Raw genomic sequence first — 19,713 nt, 5'->3', positions numbered from 1 at the left:
TTATGGTCTACGTTGTAATTTGTTGTCAGCAATTTACAATCATGAGTTAGCTCTAGCCGATTAAAATTAAAACTTCTAATTATAACATATATCTTTTTTGCAAGAGGTCTAATATTATTACTCAAAGTTATTTCAGAGCTTTCCTCTCTTGCTTTTTTGAGTAAATTGCGTAGGTCTGCCAATTGTTTCTTGAAAAAATCTGAATAGCTGAGGGAAATTCTACCTTTGGTATCCTGTTTTCTACTAACTTCTATAAAAAAATTGGAAATTTCATACCTGATGAAAAAATCTTGTTTTCCCCAACTATCAGGAGGAAAATATTCCTCAAACGTCTTGGAATAGTTTGAATCTAGATTGCGTTTTGTCTGCTCATTATTTACAACCGATAAAATTTCCCATACGAAGTTCTTAAAATAAAAAAGGAGTTTAGCGCAAACACTTTTACCGCTGGCTTGAGGGCCAATAAGTATATTTATTCGCTTGATTTCAATCTCTAAATCCTTGATGCCAGCAAAGTTTCTAACTATTAATTTTTCAGCCATAATTGAAATCAAGTATGGTAAGGGCTTGTGTCATCTTAACATACCAATTTAATTTTTATGGTTAAAGTTGTCACTTTTGTGTTAATAAACCGAATTAGTCACCCTAGGAAAAACCTCAAACAACTCTCATTAATATCAAGATGGATTTCTACCATTTGTACCAATATACTTTTGGATTACCGCAGTTTTTTCGTGAAAGTCGATCGCCCATATCGCCTTTCTGGTCGCTGAGGAGATGTTAGACCAACGTCCAGTTATTGATAGGGGAAGGAATTACCGAAACCCTAAAATAATACCATTTTTACAAAGTTTGGCTAAAAAATAAGTGTTGGGTTTGTTTACATCGGCTCTCGATCGCACAAGTGCGGATCTGTGAGATTGTCGATATGCTGCGTTAGGGGTTGTTCATGGCGGCGCACCCTACGACTACTTAGCCGATCGCCACAAAGTAGACTAAAGCAATCTCAATCCGAAAATCACTGCATCGGTTTGATTGCTGGCTAGATGCCATCGCCAATATTTTCCGCTGAAAAAATCTAGGAAGCGACTAAAACAGGGCACTCTGAAATCCGGCAAACATTGGACACAGTTGGCTGGTGGGAAACCACTCGCAGTTCGTGAGGATAGCGGGGACGGGGGTCATTTTCTAACCAGATGGGCGGTACCATCATCACTTCATAGTAAGCGATCGTATCGAAAACACCTGGCTGGGACTTCAACTCCACTGTTAAGCCCGCTCGGTACTCAAATGCTTCTTCCCAGTCTAGATTTTCATTGATACCCATAGCGATCGCGCCTCTTAATCTTGTTTCTTTTGTCCATTGTAGAGCCCTACATAAAAGATTGGGTACTTTCTGTTGCTTACGATACAATTTTTAACCTTATATGTTCGATTCATGACAATTTAACAGAGAGGAGCAATTGTCAATAAGTAAATAGGATGATTTTGCTGACGGGTGACAAGTAAGCCCAAAAGGTAGGCTTGACAAGAGTTGGAGTTGAGATGTCTAAAAAAAAATAGGGGCGATGGAACCGCGCAGACGTTTATGACACAAAGGAAGAGAAGAGAATTTTAAGGATTGAAGTACAAACCTATTTTTGCCATCTTGTCTAGTGTTTTACAAATAAAGAAACCGGGTTTCTGGGATGAGTGAAAACTAAACTAATTTCACTTGGTTTTCTACTTTGTCGCAGTCGCCGTATTTTTAGCAAGCGAGATCCTGCTTCATTTCTTTTTGGCAGATGTCTAATACTCAAAGTAAAATATGGCATAATATAAATATTAGTTTCATAGCTTTGCACCTATGACCGCCCAAATTACCCTAAATCTGCCAGATGAAGTCTATCACCAAGCAGAATTGCTAGCGCTGCAACGCCACCGCACCGTGAGTGAGATTCTAGTAGAAACTCTGGAAAATTTTCTCTTACCAACCGCTAAACCAGTATCAGCACTGTCTGATTCAGAAGTAATCACTCAGACTCAACTCCGGCTGCAACCACTCCAAGAACAACGATTGAGTGAATTGCTAGACCGCCAACAATCCGGTACGATCGCATCTGTAGAACTGGCTGAATTGCAGGAATTAATCCACATATATGAAACTCGACTATTGCGACAAGCTCAAGCCTTAAATGAAGCTGTGCGGCGCGGCTTGCTGGAACCATTAAAAGGATAAGCAAAATGGCAATTTCTGAACAAGTTAGAGCCAGAGTTCGCGCACAAGCTCAAAATCGGTGCGGTTATTGTCGCAGTTTACAAATGTATGTTTTGGGAATATTGGAAATTGACCATATTATTCCTAAAGCGATTGGCGGTACTGACGAGGAAGAAAATCTCTGGCTGGCTTGTAGTCTGTGCAATAATTACAAAGGAACCCAAACAGACGCATTCGATCGGGTCACGCAAAAGCACGTTAAGTTGTTTAATCCGCGCACTCAACAATGGTCACAAAATTTTGCTTGGAGTGAAGACGCTACAGAAATTATTGGACTTACAGATTGCGACCGCGCAACAGTAACAGCACTACAGCTAAACAATCATATTGCTGTTACTGTCAGGCGTCAGTGGGTTAGTGCTGGATGGCATCCGCCAACCGACATTTCTCCTTAAAAGGTTTGAGGGTCACAAATGGTCGATCGCACATATGGCCTTTTTGGCGACTGAGGAGATTTTAGACCAGCGCGAGGTCAGAGATAGGGTGGGTGGTGCGATCGATCGCGCAAATGATATCAAACTGACTAATTTAACTGAAATTAATACTGAGTAAGTGCAAATTATGTAAAAAAGAGCGATCGCACTTTCATCGAGATGTTGAAAAAAGTGCGATCGCTCTTTTGTCCGGGATTGGGAAAAATGGCGATCGCCCATCAATTTTGTTACCTCCTTACCTCCACCAACACCTAGAATGATGAATCGATTATTTCTACGAAACTCTGCAATTGCCCGCGGCACCCCCAGCCGCACCCACATCCAAGCGCCGCTCAGCAGTCACCGTTGACATGGAAGCCCTCACTCACCGCGATAAGCTAGAGCTAGCAGCAGAATTAATCCACAACGTTTTGCAAGAAACCTAACTAATATGGCGATCGCCCTACAATATAAAATACATACATAATTCATAAATCAAATAAGCTCTATGACAATCCCAGAATTAGAAGCGCAACTCAAGGCCTTAACGCTAAGGGAGAAAGCTGAGGCAATCAGCATCTTAACCCAGAGTCTCAAAAACAGGGGACGCTCTATTACAAAAACTCCCGGCGTGATGGGCGGCGATGCTTGTATTGACAATACTCGCATTCCCGTTTGGTTGCTCGCAAGCTATCGCAATGACGGCGCTACCGATGCTTTTATCCTAGACTGCTATCCCCATCTCAGTGCTGCTGATTTGGTAAATGTTTGGGCTTATGCTGAAGCTTATCCTGACGAAATTGAGGAAGCAATTAGACTGCAAGATGAGGCTGACGAAATATTAGATACACCTGAAAATATCAAATAAACCTATGGCGCGTCTCTACGCAGACGAACAATTTCCTCGGCAAGTCGTGCAAAACCTGCGGTCTTTGGGGCATGATGTCCTGACTGTTCAAGAAGCAGGAAATGCTGGACTACCGGATGAGGATGTATTAGCATTTGCCATCATTGAAAATCGGGCTGTTTTGACCGTCAACCGACGGGATTTCTTTCAACTGCACAAGCTGCAACCTGACCACTGTGGTATTATTGCCTGCACGCGAGATGACGATATTGCTAGACTGACTGCTAATATTAATGATGCAATATCTACTGCTGAGACATTGACGAAAAAAGTGATTCGTGTCTATCGCTCAGGGCCGCCGTCCATATCTTAATTGAATTCAAGAGACCTTATGCCCTACTATACTCAAGCCGAATTTTAAGGACTGAAGTCCTTACTACAAACCTAAATTTGTGCAGTATTTTACCAACAAAAAAACCGGGCGGCACGGGGAGTAGGGGTCGCACCGCCCCTACACCGTCCGGGTTTCTCGATCAGTGAAAACTAAACTAAAATCACGTTGTCTTCTTCTTAGTCGCAGTCGCCGTCGCAGCCTTCTTAGTCGTGGTTTTCTTCGCCCCAGTCGCCGTCTTCTTAGCAGTAGTTTTCTTCGCCGCAGTCTTCTTCGTTGCAGTCTCCGATTTCTCCGCCGCAGTCTTAGTTGACTTCTTAGACTTGCTGCTAGATTTTCCGCCGCCCGCTGCTTCCTTCGCTGCTAACAAATCCAGTGCTTTTTGTAAGGTGAAATTCTCCACAGATTCATCCTTAGCCAAAGAAGCATTGATATCGCCGTGTTTGACGTAGGGCCCATAACGGCCGTCGTAAACATTGATCAATTCTCCCGACTCTGGATGGGCGCCCAATTCCTTCAAAGGTGTAGCTGTTTTGCTGCGGCCGCGGGCGGCTTTCGGCTGCGATAATAACTCTAATGCCCGATCGAGCTCGATCGTCAAAACATCATCCGGCGGTTTGATCGATCGATAATCCTTCCCAACCTTACCCTGGTCATGCACCACATAAGGCCCGTACATCCCCAAATTAGCTTGCACCTTCGCCCCCGTCTCCGGGTGAGAACCCAACAACCGAGGTAAAGTCAACAAACTCACCGCCATATCCACCGTCACGCTATCCTTATCCGTCCCCTTCGGTAAAGAAGCCCGCTTCGGTTTCTTGTTCGTTTCCGAAACATCCCCTAACTGAACGTATGGCCCATAACTGCCAATCAGCACATAAATCGGTTCCCCGGTTTCCGGGTGAAGACCCAATTTTTCCGGGCCTTCCATTTTTTGCTTTAACAGAAACTCCACCTGTTCCGGGTCTAAATCTGCCGGCGTCAAATCTTGCGGAATCGATGCTTTTACCAGGCCTTCTTCGCTTTCAGATTCCAGGTATGCGCCGAATTTGCCGATGCAGACTTTAGCAGAAATATTCTCCAATACCACAGTTCGGGCAACTTTCGCATCAATCTGACTTTCCTGTTCTTTAACTTGGGTTGCGAGTCCGGTTTCCCCTGTATAAAACTTTTGCAAATACGGCAGCCATTTCGCCTCGCCGGTGGCAATTTCATCGAGGGTTTGTTCCATTCGGGAAGTAAAACCAGTGTCTACTAAATCGGGAAAATGTGTTTCCAATAAAGTCGTGACGGCGAAAGCGGTGAATGTCGGAATTAGGGCGTTAGCTATTAATTTCGCATATCCCCGATCGACAATTGTACCGATAATACTCGCATAGGTACTCGGACGGCCCACACCTTCGCTTTCCAGCATTTTCACCAGAGAAGCTTCCGTGTAGCGGGCAGGAGGTTGAGTTTCGTGGCCAACTGCCTCTAAATCCTTACAATTAGGTTTATCCCCCACCTTCAGCGCCGGCAAAATCACCTCTTGGTCTTCCAGCGCCGCATTCGGATCGTCGGAACCTTCCACGTAGGCGCGCAAAAAGCCTGGAAAATCAATGCGTTTGCCGCTGGAACGGAAACCGGCATCTTCTACCTGAGTTAATACCGTGACGTGAGTTTGGCGGGAATCAGCCATTTGAGAAGCCACAGTCCGCTTCCAAATCAAATCATAGAGGCGGAAATCAATCCCATCCAATCCCGTTTGCTGCGGAGTCCGAAAAGTGCTGCCGGCGGGACGGATAGCTTCGTGGGCTTCCTGGGCGCCTTTGCTTTTCGTGGTGTATTTGCGCGGTTGGGGGCTGAGGTATTCGCTGCCGTAAAGTTCTTGGACGCAACTGCGCGCCGCTTCTAAAGCCTGTTCGGACAAATGCACCGAATCCGTCCGCATATAGGTGATAAAACCGCGTTCGTAGAGGCTTTGGGCAATTCGCATGGTTTCCCGCGCACCCAGCCTCAGTTTGCGGTTAGCTTCCTGCTGCAAAGTCGAGGTCGTAAACGGTGGCGAGGGTTTGCGGGTGACTGGCCGTTCTTCGAGATTGCTGACAGTCCAAGGTTTGTTTTGAATGCGTGAGAGTAAAGCCCGCGCCTGTTCTTCGTTCAGCAAAAGTACACGGCGGCCTGCGATAATTTGCCCGGTATTTTCATCAAAATCGCTGCCGTTTGCAACTTTTACATTGCCGACAGTCACGAGTTTGGCATCAAAGGAAATTTTGCCCTTTTCCAAAAGCGCTTTTAAATCCCAGTAACTACCTTGGCGGAAAGCGCGGCGTTCCCGTTCCCGGCGCACCAACAGGCGTACAGCGACTGACTGCACTCTACCGGCGGACAAACCCCAAGCGATTTTTTTCCACAGTAGCGGAGATAGTGTGTAACCGACGAGTCTGTCGAGAATTCGGCGAGTTTCTTGGGCTTGTACAACTCGATTGTCGATATCGCGGCAGTGAGTCAAAGCATCGCGGATAGCTTCGCGGGTGATTTCGTGAAACACCATCCGCTTGATGGGCACTTTGGGTTTGAGGATTTGCAGCAAATGCCAGGAAATGCTTTCGCCTTCCCGGTCTTCGTCAGTGGCTAGAATCAGTTCTGTGGCGTCTTTGAGGGCGTCTTTGAGTTCTTTAACAATTTTCTTTTTATCTTTCGGGATGACGTAGAGGGGTTCAAAGTCTGCTTCCACGTTTACGCCCAGTTGCGCCCATTTTTCTCCTTTAACGGCTTCTGGTATTTCTTCGGCGGAGGATGGTAGGTCGCGGACATGGCCCATCGATGCCTCTACACGGTAGGTGGAGGGCAGGAAGTTGCGGATGGTGCGGGCTTTGGTAGGAGATTCGACGATGACTAAGGTTGACATGGCATCTTTTAAATATGGATGGCAGCGCAGCTAGAGGGTCTAAGTTAGAGAGTTTAGGTCAGATGTCAAGGTTTCTTTCAACTTTGGGCGATTATTTTCAAACTACCTTAATTTTTAACTTACTGCCGATCGGGTGGCAGGTGACAATGTGATGGGATTTTACTGCTTTGGGGGCAGAGGCTGCGAATCGCGTCTCTACAAGATGCACGGGATGATGACCTGACTCTAGCAGAATTGTCGCTAACTGGATGTTGAGACTGCTGGATGCGGGCTGATGGTTCCTCAATCTGGTTGTAACTTGAAGCTTGGGAAAGGTTGGGGCGAGCGATTTTAGATTTTAGATTTTAGATTTTAGATTGGGGAATATTTACTGAGTTGAGGTTTGGGACTATCGATTTTAGATTTTAGATTTTAGATTTTAGATTTTAGATTGGGAAAGATTGACTGAGTTGAGGTTTGGGACTTTGGTCAGTACGCAGTGCAGCATCAGCGCGGCGATCGGAAGGAAAGCCATCACAGAGGGTTAAAATTATTTGAGCGATCAAGCAATTCGATGAATAATGCTATGACATTTGAATTCGACCATCTTTTCATCCTTACTGATATTGGTGCTCCCGAAGCTAATCGCCTATCATCCTTCGGTTTAGTTGAGGGTGGATCTCGCATTCATCACGGACAAGGTACAGCCAATCGCTGTTTCTTTTTCCATAACGCAATGTTGGAATTGTTATGGATTCACGATCCAGAAGAGGCGAAGTCTGAGCCAATTCATCGGACTCGTCTTTGGGAGCGATCGACAAATCGGAATAATGGTGCGTGTCCGTTTGGCATCTGTTTGCGTCCAGCCAAAGGTTCTGAGGACATAGTTGCATTTTCTAGTTGGGCATATCGTCCACCTTATTTACAGCATATTCTATGTATATGTAGTACACACAATTTTGTAGCAATTAAGGTGCGGATACCCGTCAATATGCAAGTTTTATCAAATATGAAGCAGATCCGCACCCGGAGGATTAACACCACACAATATAGCTGGCAATGTACTTTATGAACCACAGAATATGCTGTATCTGAAACGATGAGTATCGCAGTAGAAAAAAATAGTGATGTTTTGACTGAGCCCATGCTTTTCCAAAATTCCTTTGGTAAAGGTCTCGATCAATACTCTGCCGATCGGGCATGAAAAATAAATAACTTAATGAATTACTCCTGTTGGGGAACGGCTCGATAATTCCATTTTGACCAATATTACTCGAAAATAATTTGCATTGTATTTGACAAATCATCAGCCGCCTTTCGACCATTTTGATCTAATTTATTAAAAATATTTACCTCTACAGCAGATATTCCATTTTTATTTTTTTACACGACAGCTTTTACTAATTATTGAATAGTAATAATTACTCCTTTACAATCCTTGGCAATATGAGTAAAAAATCGATATTATTTCTTGATTGTATTTAGACGTAAGGATCGGGAATTAAATAACTTACAATTTTAATTGTTATTGTGGGATGGGCGTCCCGCCCGTCCAAAAAGGACGGGCGGGACGCCCATCCCACTTTCAAGAGTGGTAGTTATTTAATTCTCATTCCTAAGCTGTGGAGCATTTAAACCATTAACGCTCCAGGTGCGTCATTACAGAAGTGTTTCCCGCATAAGCGCGTAAGTGTTCACTCCTGACAACGAATTTTTTTATGGTACCCGCCACGTGATTTATCCGTGGAATCAATCGAAAGCATCTCAAATCGAAAACCCTCACCCCCCCGCATTTATACGTGGGGTCAATTCTTTCATCTAAAATCTAAAATCTATTGACGCACCATACAAGCCTCGTTACTGGTTTAAATGCTCCACAGCTTAGGTAGCTTTACCATAATTTTCCTACCAGTTTTTTAAAGAGTCACAGGCTAATTAACTGGTATATTTACTATTTATTAATGTTATCTATCCTCGATTTTATTAACAATCATAAATTCCCTGGGGAATTACTTTGCCGTGACCTAAACTCCAAAAATCATGAGCGAAAGTAGTGACAGGTTCCTTTGTATAGAGAGTTCTCAGACGATACAAAATTCTTGAAATTTCTTTCTTTTTGGTATCAAAACGGTTGGATAGGATTGCTGGCTTCTCTATACTCTGCATGAAGTCTAGCAATTTTTTTAAATTGATAGTCCCGATTTTGATTGATTTCTATTGTTTGTTTTTTTTGAGCTTTTCGTTTCACATACCCATGCTTTTTTAATAGTTTGGCAACTAAGGGGAGACTAATGGTAAAACCTGCCGCCCGTAATCCAGAAGCTATTTCTTTATGCGTCAAATTAGTTTCTTTGATTCATTCATTCATCGGGTATCCGGCTGTGAATTTTTTAAAAGTTATAAAAAGGCTGCATCAATGCCTATTTGAGTAGACAGAATACTTTTTCTTCCCCCTCCTTTCTTTCTGATCCTGGAACTATTGAGTGTCGGTTCGTCCATTTTTTCTAAATCTTCCAATCCCTTGATGAGGGTATTTCGACTGCATCCCACAAGTTGCATTACATAGCTAATTCCACCCCACCCTAATTTTTGAGTTTAAGAAAGCTGCATACCTTATTTTATCCTTTTCTGATAATGATTTATAAAATTTTATCATTTATGAGTCAATTTAATTAAATAAAACATGAGTTTAAAAGTTAATTAGAATAGTTAAGTAGAAAAATCTGTTGTGAGTCTATCTGTCTAGGAGTGAAAATTGTAATCTCACACTTTTTTTATTATATTCATTATAACCGATAACTCATCAATTTATTGATTTTTCATTCCTAAGTTGCTATTCTACACCCATCTTACTAATTTTATCTTGTCAACTGGATCGATTTCATTTACCGGAGCGATCGCCCCTAGCGATCATTTCGGCAAAGGCTCCAATATTTTCTCACCATGACTCGCTGCCACCGCCGCAAATAAAGCTTCATAATGATTCAAAGCTTCCTCAAATCCGTAATTCTCTACAGCATAACTTCTGCCTTGCTCGCCCAACGCATCCACCTTAGCGGGGTGCAAGTACAAATCTTCAACTGCATCAGCCAAAGCCTGCGGATCTTCCGGCGCTACCACCACCCCGCCACCGCTTTGCTGCACTGCTTTCTGGGCCGTACCAGTTTCGGGAACCGACGCCAAAATTGCCCGACCACTGGCGAGAATTACTTGAATTTTTGAAGGCATATTGAAGTTAGTAACGCGACGCTTTTGTACGACTAAACTAACATCAGCAGCAGCTAACAATTCCGGCAATTTTTCTCGCGGTTCAAATGGTAGCAACATTACATTATTAGCTTTGTAAGTTTCGCAATCTTGTTGCAAGCGCGCCAGTGCTGTTGATTCCCCCACAATTACAAAAGCAATTTCGGTTATGTGTTTCAAACGAGCCGCTGCTTGGACAACTGTTTGCAAGCCTTGAGTTAGGGCAATATTGCCAGCATAGAGAACGACAAATTTGCCCTTGAGTTTGTGAGTTTCTCGAAATGAGTTACTTTCCTTGGGTAAGGGCCGAATGAAATTGACATCAACCCAATTGGGAACGCAAACTATTTTTTCCGGGGGTACTCCCTGAGAGTGCAATTTTTTGACAAAACCGCTGTCGATGACGCTGACTTGGCTGGCTGTGTTGTAGGCAAATTTTTCTAAGGCGTCAGCAATGCCAACTAGCAGTCCGTTTTTTTTGACCAAGCCGACGCGCACGGCTGCTTCTGAGACGATATCCTGAACGTTGAGGACGATCGGGCAAGCGCGAATCCAGCCGTAAAAGGCGACTGGGACGCAAATCGGTAAAGGGGGCATTGTCGAGAAAATCACGTCGGGACGCCAGCCTCTGAAGGCTTGGACGGCGCTGGAGACTACAAAACTGCCGTCTAGCACAAGTCGGTCTAGGAGGCTGGGGTGGGGGCCGTTGACGCGCAGATAGCTGCGCTGAATTGTGACGCCGTTGTGTTCTTCGGTGAGGTAAAATTTGCCCTCATATTGCGGATAAATCCGCCGCTGCGGATAGTTGGGCATTCCTGTGACGACTCGGACTTGGTGGCCGCGCTTGACTAAGCCTTGCGCTAGTTCTGTCATCAGGGGGGCAATGCCGATCGGCTCTGGATAGTAGTTATAGGAATAAATTAGAATACGCATAATATTTATTTTGAAGCAAATTGTCCTCCAGTCGCGTGCATCGAGCCTGCACCCGCACAATTGCAGACGATGTGGTTGGGTTCCGGGTAGGACAATAGGGAGCGAGGGGATCTTCCACTGCTTGCGAAAGAAGCCGCCCTTACCGGGCGGGTATCGCGCCCTCAGCTAATGTTTTTTCGCATTACCAGGCAGTTGCGGCGATCGTCGGTACGGATATACCGAAGGTCGTCTGTGAGCTTGTACATGAACACCAGTCCCCTTTCTCCTTCTCTGTCCAAAGGATCGCGCTGCTCTTGCATAATCGAGTGCAGCTTTGCTTCTAAGTTGAAGGGTTGACCCCTGTCCCAAATCCTAATTTCTAAGTAATCGGCAAACACTTTTACCTCAATGTCTATGGGCGTTGTGGAGGGCAAGTTCTGGTGAGCGTGGCGGACAGCGTTTGTAAAGCCTTCGTTGATTATCAGTCGGCACTGCCACCAAAAATCCGCTGGTATCATGGGCAAAACGATATTCTCCAACCATTCCAAAACGGATGTTAAAGCATTCAGGTCTGTTTCAACCTGCAGGTGCCACTCGGCCTTTGGTTGCTTGTCTTTCATCTTTCTTCCCCCAGGTCGGCCCCCACCACCGCTGTACTCAGCGCCGGAGGGAGAGAAAAAGGAGGGCAAGGTCTTGGCAACATATTAGTTAAGTCAAGCTTGAGTTGAAGAAGCCCGTTTTGCCTCAAGGTGAGCATTCCTTTCGCACCATTTACTCGCACAGCAAATGAGAGACTTCCGATACTGTAACCCGCCTCGGTAGGGCGTTTAAATAGGGAAAATTTCCGAGTCAGCTTGGGAGGCAGTGATTTAAGCTTCGACTGTGTTAGCAGTCGCTACTTTTCTAAACACAGGTGAGTTCTTCTCGTCCTCGAAAATCATGCTGGGATCATTCGAGTATGACTCGAACTCGTCAATTGCTAATTATTAATGCTCTGATTGCAGAGCTGGCAACTAGCTGTGCATTTTCTGGGCGTGTGAATTTTAACACTTAATGCTAACGTAGGTATCGCTAGCGATCGTCTGCTTGACTAAGTATCGAGTTCGAGTTCCCGCCCCCCGTCGGCAACACCACCTCAAAGTTCAGCGGTGGGTTGTTGAGGGTTCCTACACAGCGCCACTATTTTTGTTAAACAGGACTGTTACAGTTTTAACAATTAGTTTCAAGTCATACATCAAGCTCCAGTTTTGTTGGTATTTTAAATCTAAACGGATGACATCTTCAAAATCGCGGACTTGAGAGCGACCGTTGACTTGCCATTCCCCTGTCATCCCGGGTTTGACATCCAAACGCTGCCACTGAGGGACTTCGTAGCGCTCAACTTCGTCTGGGGTAGGCGGTCTGGTGCCGACTAGACTCATTTCGCCTTTGAGCACGTTCCAAAACTGCGGCAGTTCATCGAGGCTGGTTTTGCGTAAGATGCGCCCGACTTTAGTAATCCGCGGGTCGTTGTCATTTTTGAAAAATGCGCCAGAAGCCTGGTTTTTGATTTGGGCTTTCATAGCTTCGGCGTTGGTACACATCGATCGAAATTTCCAAATCCGAAATTGTCTGCCCATCCAGCCACAGCGGGTTTGACCGAAAAATATCGGGCCTGGATCGTTGATAGTGATGGCGGCAGCTATGGGTACGAGCAAAATTCCTGTAATTATCAAACCGACGATTGCCCCAACGATATCTATCAGCCGCTTCACCCACGATTGCACTGAAGGGTGGGTCATCGGTAGCTGATTGTCCGAGGGCTTGGTCTCTGTGGGAGTTGAGGTTGGAGAGGGCTGCTCGATCGTCAGCACTTGATCTAGGCTGGTGAGAGCAAATACTGCCATCACCTGCGGCTTGAGGCTTCGGAGCACCAAGTCACTCTCTCGCTGTTTGGCAAATTTCAGATTGCTGACTAAAGCACCTATCCCGCTACTGTCGATGAATGTCGTCTGACTGAAGTCTAGGACAATCTTGCTGGGAACGGTGCTGCCCGAAAAAAGTTGCTGACAGGTTGTCTTGAAGTTTACGGCTTCAAGTACGCTCAAGCGCACGGGTATGTGAACTGAGGGAATCTCGTCCGAGTACGTTACCCGAAAATCTGCCTCTGGGGTTTGACTGACCATGAAGTCCTGGTTTCAAATTTCAAGCTGATGTCTTTAGCCTATTCTGTCCTAGCAGCTCCACCTTTACCAAATATTATGGTTAACAAAAGGCTAGCTTTATACAAACTTTACAAAAATGCCTGCCAACTCGCCCACCGAGAATGATATCAAAGGCAAAAATAGACTTAAGTCTACCAGTGCCAGTTTTGGCCTAAAGATTTTTGAACATCGTCGAGGCCAAACTTTGACATCGGAATCAAGATTTTTGTGGATTCAGGCCGATTAATCTTGTCGTTAATCATTTTGGTGCGTGTCTTGCACCGGATAGCCATCGCAGTTAACAGTTAACAGCTAACACAGAAGTCAACAGTTAACGGTTAACTGGAAAACCCCCGTAACAAGCGTCGGGGGGATGAGCTTAAGAATTGTAGACGTTTTCTGACTGAGAGGTTTCGCGGGTGATGGGTTTGACTTTGGCTTTGGCTTTGGCTGCGTTGCGTTTGAGGGCCTGGAGACGAGCTTCGTATTTAGCCCGCTGCTGTTTTTTGGAGGTTTGTTCGATTAAGGTTTTTAAGGCGCTGCCGAGGCTTTTGTAGGCGTTTGGGAGAGTGTAGCCGAAGCGGGTGGCTAGGGCGAGGGCTTTTTCGTCGGCGTCTATTGCTTCTTTTAAACTTTTCTCTCCGTTGTTTTTTTGGTAAAGTCTCCAGCCGGAGACGCCGCACAGGGATAGGGCTAGTAACAGCAGCAAGCCGTCTTGCACCCAAAGTTCGCCGACAGCGCCGCCTAAACCAATGGCGAGGGCTGCCATTTCCCAACCGTCTCTGGGAATGGTGTCGTTTTGGATTCTGGCGACTTCGTGCCAAAATAGGAGGTTCCGCTGATCCATTGCTAGCTGTTCCCAGCGGATCAGGTCTATTTGGATTTCTACCTGGTCTTTGCCTATTTCTTCGCTGCGGATCAGGGTAGGATTAACTTCTATTGTTTTTTCTACTGTTACCCAACTTTGGAGTTCTGGGGGCAGTATGTTTTTCAAGCGCCGGATCTCACTCATCTCGGCTCTTGCTGTAGAGGTTGCATAGGATGTCATAGCTCCGGCCTATTGATTTTCCAAAGGTTAATATGTGTATATTTCTGGAGTATAGCAAACCTTGAATCCAAATATAGTCGAGTAAGGAGGGGTCGATCGACCAATACTTGCAATTTTACTTGATTCTAGTTTAAGGGGGCGATCGCAACTGCCGACTCGATCCTTGGCTTTCGGCTATTTCGTCAACAGTGCGGTTTCTGGCCGCAATTTCGGCCAAGCCGACAAAACTTCCGGCTGAGAAGTTATGCCTTTTTGAACTAAAACAACTCCGTCAAATACTTCAGAAAATCCCTACAAACCTCGCCGTAGAGCTTCATCGGTAAAACGCACTCCCCCCCGAACTATACCCTGTCAATCCGAGCTTTTAAATTCTTCTGCTGTAAATGCCACAAGTCATAATCGACAGCTAATTTTAAAAAAATGGCGACAACTTAATCCGTGTAAGATGAGTCTAAAACCTTGTTGTATCGTCCATTAAGGGATATCTTTTTAGGGCAAATATAGTTGTGCAACTATTCTTTTTCTCCCAACATCCTCTCTTTTTTTGCCTCATTTAACATTCATTTTTTTCTCTTTTTTTGCTACATGAGCGCGATGATCGCCCACAGTCGGGTGTTCGATCGCGCTCATGTAGCGAGTCGGCTCGCGCGCTGCTAGCACTAACTAATGGTCTACCCCCTTTCCTTCTTGTAGTGGAATTACCACTTTTCGGGGATTTACACACATCATTCAGACGGGATTTCAATGATTAAAGTGACTTCAAAATACCGCTTTCCAACTGATAAATTGCTGCCATGATTCCGCTTTCAGGATTTGTGAGGAGGGACTTTTTGACATCTTTCAAGTATTCTACAATGTGTTCCCGCAAAATCGGTCTTTCTACTTTGACTGTGTGATTGTAATCCCACAAGTCCCAAATGATAATTCCGATGCCGACAATCGGATCTATTAAACTTACTCCCAACTGACTAGCAACTGTACCGCCTGTTTTTGTTGCCATTTTGGCGGCGGCTTTGCTGGCAACTTTTGCCGTAACTTTGCTGCCAACTTTAGTTGCAACTCCCAAAATTAAGGGTTTAGCAATTAAGTAGCCGCTGCCGCCAACTAATACTTTTAATGATAAATTCGAGACGTTTCCTTTGTCGCTAATTGTGGTGGCAATATCGTTCAGATATTTGTCCCATTGTACTTGCGGTATATTATAATTATTTTGAACTACTTTCACATTTTTGCTAACTTCTGATATATACAAATTAGCAGTATCTTGAGTGATTAATTGAAATCGCAGTTGAGCGTTTTTGGGTACCAGCACGCGGTTAGCAAATTCTCTTTGAAAGTCTTCGGTTAATTTTTCGGAAACAGCACGAGATGCTGCTGTCATATCAAATCTGTTGAGTACGGCAGATTTCACGAAGTTAAAAGGTACGGTAAACTCCATCTTTTTTTGAGTGAAGTAATCAAAGTACCAATCGAGGAAACTATTGTCAACCCGCGCGATTACTTCAGTTTCCCATTTGTCCAACTCTTTTGAGGCGAAAGTTTCGGCTGTTATATGGGATTTTTGGATGGCGTTTTTTATGTCTTGGTTGACTTTGCTGAAATCGTGTGGCGGCGAGACTACAACTGCTGTGGTTCCGGTATTTGTTAGTGACTGGGAAATTAGAAAGTTACCGAATAGGGGAATGATGACTACTAGAATTACGATCGTCCAAATCATCGGTGTCACAGTTTTGATAAACTGACCGATAACTCTGAGACGTTCTGTTTTCTCTGAATAGCTAATTTCTTCCTTGTCTTGACTCATGGCGGTTTCTCAACTGATGAGAGTTGGGCTAGTTTCGATTATAGGCGATCGTACTTGCGATCGTGTTGCGGGCGTGTAGCCTGGGATTCTGGAAAGGCAGGGGAAAAGTGCGCGCGAGCGAAACTACCCCACAGGGGATGGATTCAAAAGTACGATCGCACTCTTCATCCGCGTTAATCTTTGTTAATCTGCCTGCATTAGCGGTTCATAAAAAAATAAAAAAGCGTGAAGCGAAGCTATCCCGCAGGGAATCGCCCTTGAAGCGTGCCTCAAACTTGATAATCCTTATCTGATTATATTTTAGCCTGCTTTACTTAACACAAGCAGAATGTACTGGTCAAGACTAACTCCTTCCTTTTCCGCTTTTTCTGCTAAACTCAAATGTAGAGATTTAGGAATCTGTAAAGATAGACTTCCACTATACTCAACCTCGGTTGCAGGTAAAGGAATCTCATCGCCGCACTCATAAGCAGTCTCTATCCACAATTCCCTAGCTTCCTGAATATTCTCCATCGCTTCGGACAAGGTTTCACCCTGAGACATACAGCCAGGAAGGTCTTTTATTATAGCTGTATAACCTTCTGATTCTGGATAAAAATTGATAGGATATTTCAGGCTCAAGTAATAATCTAGGGATTTAAGCTTGACTTTCATCTTCTGATTCATCGCTCCATTCCTCTAACTTCAATAATGCCACAATTTGCTTAACGTAGACTCCTTTTACCTTCTGACCGCCCTTTTTAGGGACTGTAATCTTTAATCCATCGGCATTTCGGAAAGAATGGTGACTTCCTTTCGATCCCTTTTCTTCAAACCCAAAAGCAGTTAGGATATAGCACACATCGTCAAACCGCACTTCTGGTGGATTTGCTAAAAATTGTTCTACCAGTTTTCCTAACTTGCCCATGAATTTTTATGGATGCTTATACTATTCTAATAAATAAGGGCGGGCATTGCCCACCCTCGCTAGGAATCAGATGTAATTCAAAAATTAAACCTTCGCTTCATTCTTCACCAAATTACCCCAACCCAAATCCTTCAGTGAATTATTCCGGCGCAACGGACGAGTCACCAACTCCAAAATATCCCGCGCATTACCAAAGCCGTGAATTTGAGCAAAAGTAAACTCAACAGACCACTTAGTATTAATCCCCCGCGCTTCCAAAGGATTAGCGTGAGCCATACCAGTAATCACCAAGTCAATATTCTGCTCGTAAATCCGCTGCAACTGATTGTAATTGTCTGGTTTCTCCACAATCCGAGGAGTAGGAACTCCCATCTCGTGACAAGTCTTTTCTAACAACGCCAACTCGGCCGCTTGATAGCGCTTGTCCATATAAGGAATGCCGATTTCCGGGCAAGTCATGCCGCAGCGAATCAAGAAACGTGCTAAAGAAATCTCTAACAAATTGTCTCCCATAAAGAAGACAGATTTGCCACGAATTATTTGCAGGTAATCTTCCAAACCCGCCCAGATTTGCGCTTCCCGTTCGTCCAAACCTTTTGGTTCAATTCCCAACACTGAGCAAATCTTTTCAATCCAAGCGCGAGTTCCGTCAGGGCCGATCGGGAATGGGGCACCAATTAGCTTACACTTGCGGCGGCGCATCAACGTAGAAGCAGTACGCGACAAGAACGGATTCATGCCAGATACATAATAACCTTCTTCCAAGACTGGCAATTCAGTGTAGCGCTTGGAAGGAAGCCAACCGGAAACTTTGATTCCTTGCTTCTTCAATTCTAGAGTTAGCTGAGTAACAACCGGGTCGGGCAAAGAACCGAAAAGTACCAGCGGCGTGTGCTTGACATATTCCGATTCATCTGCTGCAACTTCCTCTTTTTTCTTGCCGAAATTCAGCAGTTGAGAGATAGCATTTCTTTCTTGTTTCTGAGATTCCATCACGGGCGCTTTCTCAGGGCATTTAGCAGCCATCGCCGCTAAAACGGTATCTTCCCCTTGAGTAAAAGCGTAATCCAAGCCGTTAGCGCGCGCTGTGACGATGGGAATGCCAATTTCTGCTTCGAGTTTGGGCGCCAAGCCTTCCAAATCCATTTTGATGATTTCGGTGGTGCAAGTGCCGATCCAAACAATTACACTGGGGTTACGATCGCGCTTAATTTGCAAGCACAGCCGCTTCAACTCATCATAATCGTTTAATTGAGCGGAAATATCCCCTTCTTCCAACTCAGCCATCGCATAGCGAGGCTCAGCAAAAATCATCACGCCCATGGCGTTTTGCAAGAAATAGCCGCAAGTCTTAGTACCGATGACCAAGAAAAAACTATCTTCAATTTTTTGATAAAGCCAAGCTACGCAGCTAATCGGACAAAAAGTGTGATAATTGCCTGTTTCGCATTCAAAGTTTAAAGCTTCCGGTTCATTAGTAGTAATAGCAGTCATATCTCAAATCTTCTCCCTTTAAATTGTTTTTCGTCTCGAACAGGAATTGCGGCGGAGCGAGGAAACACCTGGATTTTGCGATCGTCTCGGTGCGATCGCCCACCAGAGGAATAGGTTGTTTTTCCTCTCGAACGCGAACAAGCCAGCGGCGATAAAATACCTCTTTTGTGCGATCGCGACCCACAGCGAACAATAAATAGAAATACCTATTTTTGGGCTAATTCCTGTAAAAAATAGATGCAGCCCACTCAATATTTCCGCAGCAGCCGCAGCATCCAAAATTCTGGCTAAAAAATTCTGCGCGAGGGCATACAATCCCTCACAGCAGGGATTTAGTTTACTTCAATTCGCTAAGGCCAAAAGCCTTTTGGCAGTTGTGAGTTGGAGCTAATTAAAAATTAACAACTCGCAACTCACAACTCACAAATAGAGCGGGAAACTTCAAGACTAGAAGAGACGCGGGCGATCGCAACAACCTCACTTAAAATCAGATAAAAAGCCGGAAATTTCTTCATCTTCATCGTCGGAATCCAAATCACCGAGATCTAGAGCATCTAAATCATCTTCATCTGGATCTCCGGTAGTTGCTTCCCCCAGATCGTCGAGTCCGAGATCGTCGAGGTCATCGTCATCAGATACAGAGAAATCGTCAATACCGTCATCGTCCAAGTCGCCCAGATCCATGTCTAGGTCATCTGAGGTCGCTGTCCCAAAAGGATCGGGTATTTCTTCGGCGACAAACTCTGCATCTTCTTCCCCAAACGGATCGGAAATCCCCGATTCGAGATCTCCAGAGGTCAAAGTCCCAAATTGTGAGGCTTCATCTTCCTCGTCATCGCCGAGGTCGAGACCGCCCAAAGCCGAGGCTTCATCTTCCTCGTCATCGCCGAGGTCGAGACCGCCCAAAGCCGAGGCTTCATCTTCCTCGTCATCATCGCCGAGGTCGAGACCGCCCAAAGCCAAGGCTTCATCTTCCTCGTCATCGCCCATATCAAAGTCAGATACGGCGTCTTCCTCATCGTCGCCCATATCAAAGTCAGATACGGCGTCTTCCTCATCTTCGCCCATATCAAAGTCAGATACGGCGTCTTCCTCATCGTCTTCTAGACCGAGACCGTCCAAAGCCGAGGCTTCTTCCTCATCGTCGTCCATGTCGAAGTCGGAGACCGCTTCTTCCTCGTCATCGTCCATGTCGAAGTCGGAGACCGCTTCTTCCTCGTCATCGTCCATGTCGAAGTCGGAGACTGCTTCTTCCTCGTCATCGCCCATGTCGAAGTCGGAGACTGCTTCTTCCTCGTCATCGCCCATGTCGAAGTCGGAGACTGCTTCTTCCTCGTCATCG

General features: G+C 45.1%; 19 protein-coding genes and 2 pseudogenes. 6 read left to right on the top strand and 15 right to left on the bottom strand.

The window, feature by feature from the left end:
• Positions 1-542, bottom strand: a pseudogene (locus QT973_RS21345) (AAA family ATPase); the annotation flags it as partial.
• 536 nt (positions 543-1,078) lie between these two features.
• Entirely contained in the window at positions 1,079-1,327 is a 249-nt protein-coding gene (locus QT973_RS21340; RefSeq protein ID WP_333056597.1) for a hypothetical protein, read from the bottom strand.
• A gap of 519 nt (positions 1,328-1,846) precedes the next feature.
• Between QT973_RS21340 and QT973_RS21335 the strand changes: the two genes are divergently transcribed.
• Both QT973_RS21335 and QT973_RS21330 read left to right on the top strand, forming a co-directional pair.
• Positions 1,847-2,218 carry a hypothetical protein gene (locus QT973_RS21335; RefSeq protein ID WP_333056595.1) on the top strand — a complete coding sequence of 124 codons (372 nt, stop codon included), beginning with the start codon at positions 1,847-1,849 and terminating at the stop codon, positions 2,216-2,218.
• A gap of 5 nt (positions 2,219-2,223) precedes the next feature.
• Positions 2,224-2,652 carry an HNH endonuclease signature motif containing protein gene (locus QT973_RS21330; protein WP_333056593.1) on the top strand — a complete coding sequence of 143 codons (429 nt, stop codon included), beginning with the start codon at positions 2,224-2,226 and terminating at the stop codon, positions 2,650-2,652.
• 12 nt (positions 2,653-2,664) lie between these two features.
• On the opposite strand, the gene QT973_RS21325 is transcribed toward QT973_RS21330, so the two are convergent.
• Positions 2,665-2,910 (bottom strand): hypothetical protein, encoded by a 246-nt coding sequence (locus tag QT973_RS21325; RefSeq protein ID WP_333233963.1) that lies wholly within the window; start codon positions 2,908-2,910, stop codon positions 2,665-2,667.
• A 71-nt stretch (positions 2,911-2,981) separates the two neighbouring features.
• Between QT973_RS21325 and QT973_RS21320 the strand changes: the two genes are divergently transcribed.
• The 3 genes from QT973_RS21320 to QT973_RS21310 all read left to right on the top strand — a co-directional run bounded on the left by QT973_RS21320 (position 2,982) and on the right by QT973_RS21310 (position 3,890).
• Positions 2,982-3,116 carry a hypothetical protein gene (locus tag QT973_RS21320; protein WP_333056589.1) on the top strand — a complete coding sequence of 45 codons (135 nt, stop codon included), beginning with the start codon at positions 2,982-2,984 and terminating at the stop codon, positions 3,114-3,116.
• 62 nt (positions 3,117-3,178) lie between these two features.
• Positions 3,179-3,538, top strand: a complete 360-nt coding sequence (locus QT973_RS21315) for a DUF433 domain-containing protein (RefSeq protein WP_333056588.1) — start codon at positions 3,179-3,181, stop codon at positions 3,536-3,538.
• Positions 3,539-3,542: 4 nt separating this feature from the next.
• On the top strand, positions 3,543-3,890 hold the full coding sequence (locus tag QT973_RS21310) for a DUF5615 family PIN-like protein (RefSeq protein WP_333056587.1): 348 nt from the start codon (positions 3,543-3,545) through the stop codon (positions 3,888-3,890).
• Between the two features lie 181 nt (positions 3,891-4,071).
• On the opposite strand, the gene topA is transcribed toward QT973_RS21310, so the two are convergent.
• Positions 4,072-6,798, bottom strand: a complete 2,727-nt coding sequence (gene topA, locus QT973_RS21305; protein ID WP_333392119.1) for a type I DNA topoisomerase — start codon at positions 6,796-6,798, stop codon at positions 4,072-4,074.
• A gap of 565 nt (positions 6,799-7,363) precedes the next feature.
• On the opposite strand from topA, the gene QT973_RS21300 reads away from it, so the two are divergent.
• On the top strand, positions 7,364-7,849 hold the full coding sequence (locus QT973_RS21300) for a VOC family protein (protein ID WP_333392117.1): 486 nt from the start codon (positions 7,364-7,366) through the stop codon (positions 7,847-7,849).
• Positions 7,850-8,899: 1,050 nt separating this feature from the next.
• Here QT973_RS21300 and QT973_RS21295 read toward each other — a convergent pair.
• From QT973_RS21295 to QT973_RS21245, 11 genes and pseudogenes are all read right to left on the bottom strand, one after another.
• Positions 8,900-9,118, bottom strand: a complete 219-nt coding sequence (locus QT973_RS21295) for an ISAzo13-like element transposase-related protein (RefSeq protein ID WP_333392115.1) — start codon at positions 9,116-9,118, stop codon at positions 8,900-8,902.
• Between the two features lie 569 nt (positions 9,119-9,687).
• Entirely contained in the window at positions 9,688-10,956 is a 1,269-nt protein-coding gene (locus QT973_RS21290) for a WcaI family glycosyltransferase (RefSeq protein ID WP_333056580.1), read from the bottom strand.
• 161 nt (positions 10,957-11,117) lie between these two features.
• Entirely contained in the window at positions 11,118-11,555 is a 438-nt protein-coding gene (locus tag QT973_RS21285) for an ATP-binding protein (protein WP_333056578.1), read from the bottom strand.
• A 546-nt stretch (positions 11,556-12,101) separates the two neighbouring features.
• Complete coding sequence (locus tag QT973_RS21280; RefSeq protein ID WP_333056577.1) at positions 12,102-13,100, bottom strand: sugar transferase; 999 nt, start codon at positions 13,098-13,100, stop codon at positions 12,102-12,104.
• Positions 13,101-13,497: 397 nt separating this feature from the next.
• On the bottom strand, positions 13,498-14,166 hold the full coding sequence (locus QT973_RS21275; RefSeq protein WP_333056576.1) for a DUF3318 domain-containing protein: 669 nt from the start codon (positions 14,164-14,166) through the stop codon (positions 13,498-13,500).
• Between the two features lie 748 nt (positions 14,167-14,914).
• A complete protein-coding gene (locus tag QT973_RS21270) occupies positions 14,915-15,970 on the bottom strand; it encodes a hypothetical protein (RefSeq protein WP_333056575.1) in 1,056 nt (351 codons plus the stop codon).
• A 300-nt stretch (positions 15,971-16,270) separates the two neighbouring features.
• Positions 16,271-16,624 (bottom strand): type II toxin-antitoxin system HicB family antitoxin, encoded by a 354-nt coding sequence (locus QT973_RS21265; RefSeq protein ID WP_333264137.1) that lies wholly within the window; start codon positions 16,622-16,624, stop codon positions 16,271-16,273.
• The gene (locus QT973_RS21260; protein ID WP_333056573.1) at positions 16,608-16,877 is read right to left on the bottom strand and encodes a type II toxin-antitoxin system HicA family toxin; all 270 of its coding nucleotides are present in this window, start codon (positions 16,875-16,877) and stop codon (positions 16,608-16,610) included. Before QT973_RS21260 ends, QT973_RS21265 begins: the two co-directional genes overlap by 17 nt.
• Before the next feature lie 84 nt (positions 16,878-16,961).
• The gene (locus QT973_RS21255) at positions 16,962-18,371 is read right to left on the bottom strand and encodes a ferredoxin:protochlorophyllide reductase (ATP-dependent) subunit N (RefSeq protein ID WP_199292772.1); all 1,410 of its coding nucleotides are present in this window, start codon (positions 18,369-18,371) and stop codon (positions 16,962-16,964) included.
• Positions 18,352-18,564, bottom strand: a complete 213-nt coding sequence (locus tag QT973_RS21250) for a hypothetical protein (RefSeq protein ID WP_333211970.1) — start codon at positions 18,562-18,564, stop codon at positions 18,352-18,354. The genes QT973_RS21255 and QT973_RS21250 overlap by 20 nt, the downstream gene beginning before the upstream one ends.
• Positions 18,565-18,848: 284 nt before the next feature.
• A pseudogene (locus QT973_RS21245) lies at positions 18,849-19,713 on the bottom strand (DUF5331 domain-containing protein); the annotation flags it as partial.

The organism is Microcoleus sp. Z1_A1, from assembly GCF_036700305.1.
In the GTDB taxonomy this organism is placed as follows: domain Bacteria; phylum Cyanobacteriota; class Cyanobacteriia; order Cyanobacteriales; family Microcoleaceae; genus Microcoleus.
The sequence above is the reverse complement of the archived record's forward strand: the minus strand, read 5'-3'. Positions and strand labels throughout refer to the sequence as shown.

Excerpts from the sequence above, each read along its gene's own strand:
- QT973_RS21280 (WP_333056577.1), bottom strand. The coding sequence starts at position 13,100 with ATGGTCAGTCAAACCCCAGAGGCAGATTTTCGGGTAACGTACTCGGAC.
- QT973_RS21265 (WP_333264137.1), bottom strand. The coding sequence starts at position 16,624 with ATGAAAGTCAAGCTTAAATCCCTAGATTATTACTTGAGCCTGAAATAT.
- QT973_RS21315 (WP_333056588.1), top strand. The coding sequence starts at position 3,179 with ATGACAATCCCAGAATTAGAAGCGCAACTCAAGGCCTTAACGCTAAGG.
- QT973_RS21270 (WP_333056575.1), bottom strand. The coding sequence starts at position 15,970 with ATGAGTCAAGACAAGGAAGAAATTAGCTATTCAGAGAAAACAGAACGT.
- QT973_RS21260 (WP_333056573.1), bottom strand. The coding sequence starts at position 16,877 with ATGGGCAAGTTAGGAAAACTGGTAGAACAATTTTTAGCAAATCCACCA.
- QT973_RS21325 (WP_333233963.1), bottom strand. The coding sequence starts at position 2,910 with ATGGGCGATCGCCATTTTTCCCAATCCCGGACAAAAGAGCGATCGCAC.
- QT973_RS21275 (WP_333056576.1), bottom strand. The coding sequence starts at position 14,166 with ATGACATCCTATGCAACCTCTACAGCAAGAGCCGAGATGAGTGAGATC.
- QT973_RS21330 (WP_333056593.1), top strand. The coding sequence starts at position 2,224 with ATGGCAATTTCTGAACAAGTTAGAGCCAGAGTTCGCGCACAAGCTCAA.
- QT973_RS21285 (WP_333056578.1), bottom strand. The coding sequence starts at position 11,555 with ATGAAAGACAAGCAACCAAAGGCCGAGTGGCACCTGCAGGTTGAAACA.
- QT973_RS21290 (WP_333056580.1), bottom strand. The coding sequence starts at position 10,956 with ATGCGTATTCTAATTTATTCCTATAACTACTATCCAGAGCCGATCGGC.
- QT973_RS21300 (WP_333392117.1), top strand. The coding sequence starts at position 7,364 with ATGACATTTGAATTCGACCATCTTTTCATCCTTACTGATATTGGTGCT.
- QT973_RS21310 (WP_333056587.1), top strand. The coding sequence starts at position 3,543 with ATGGCGCGTCTCTACGCAGACGAACAATTTCCTCGGCAAGTCGTGCAA.
- topA (WP_333392119.1), bottom strand. The coding sequence starts at position 6,798 with ATGTCAACCTTAGTCATCGTCGAATCTCCTACCAAAGCCCGCACCATC.
- QT973_RS21340 (WP_333056597.1), bottom strand. The coding sequence starts at position 1,327 with ATGGGTATCAATGAAAATCTAGACTGGGAAGAAGCATTTGAGTACCGA.
- QT973_RS21335 (WP_333056595.1), top strand. The coding sequence starts at position 1,847 with ATGACCGCCCAAATTACCCTAAATCTGCCAGATGAAGTCTATCACCAA.
- QT973_RS21255 (WP_199292772.1), bottom strand. The coding sequence starts at position 18,371 with ATGACTGCTATTACTACTAATGAACCGGAAGCTTTAAACTTTGAATGC.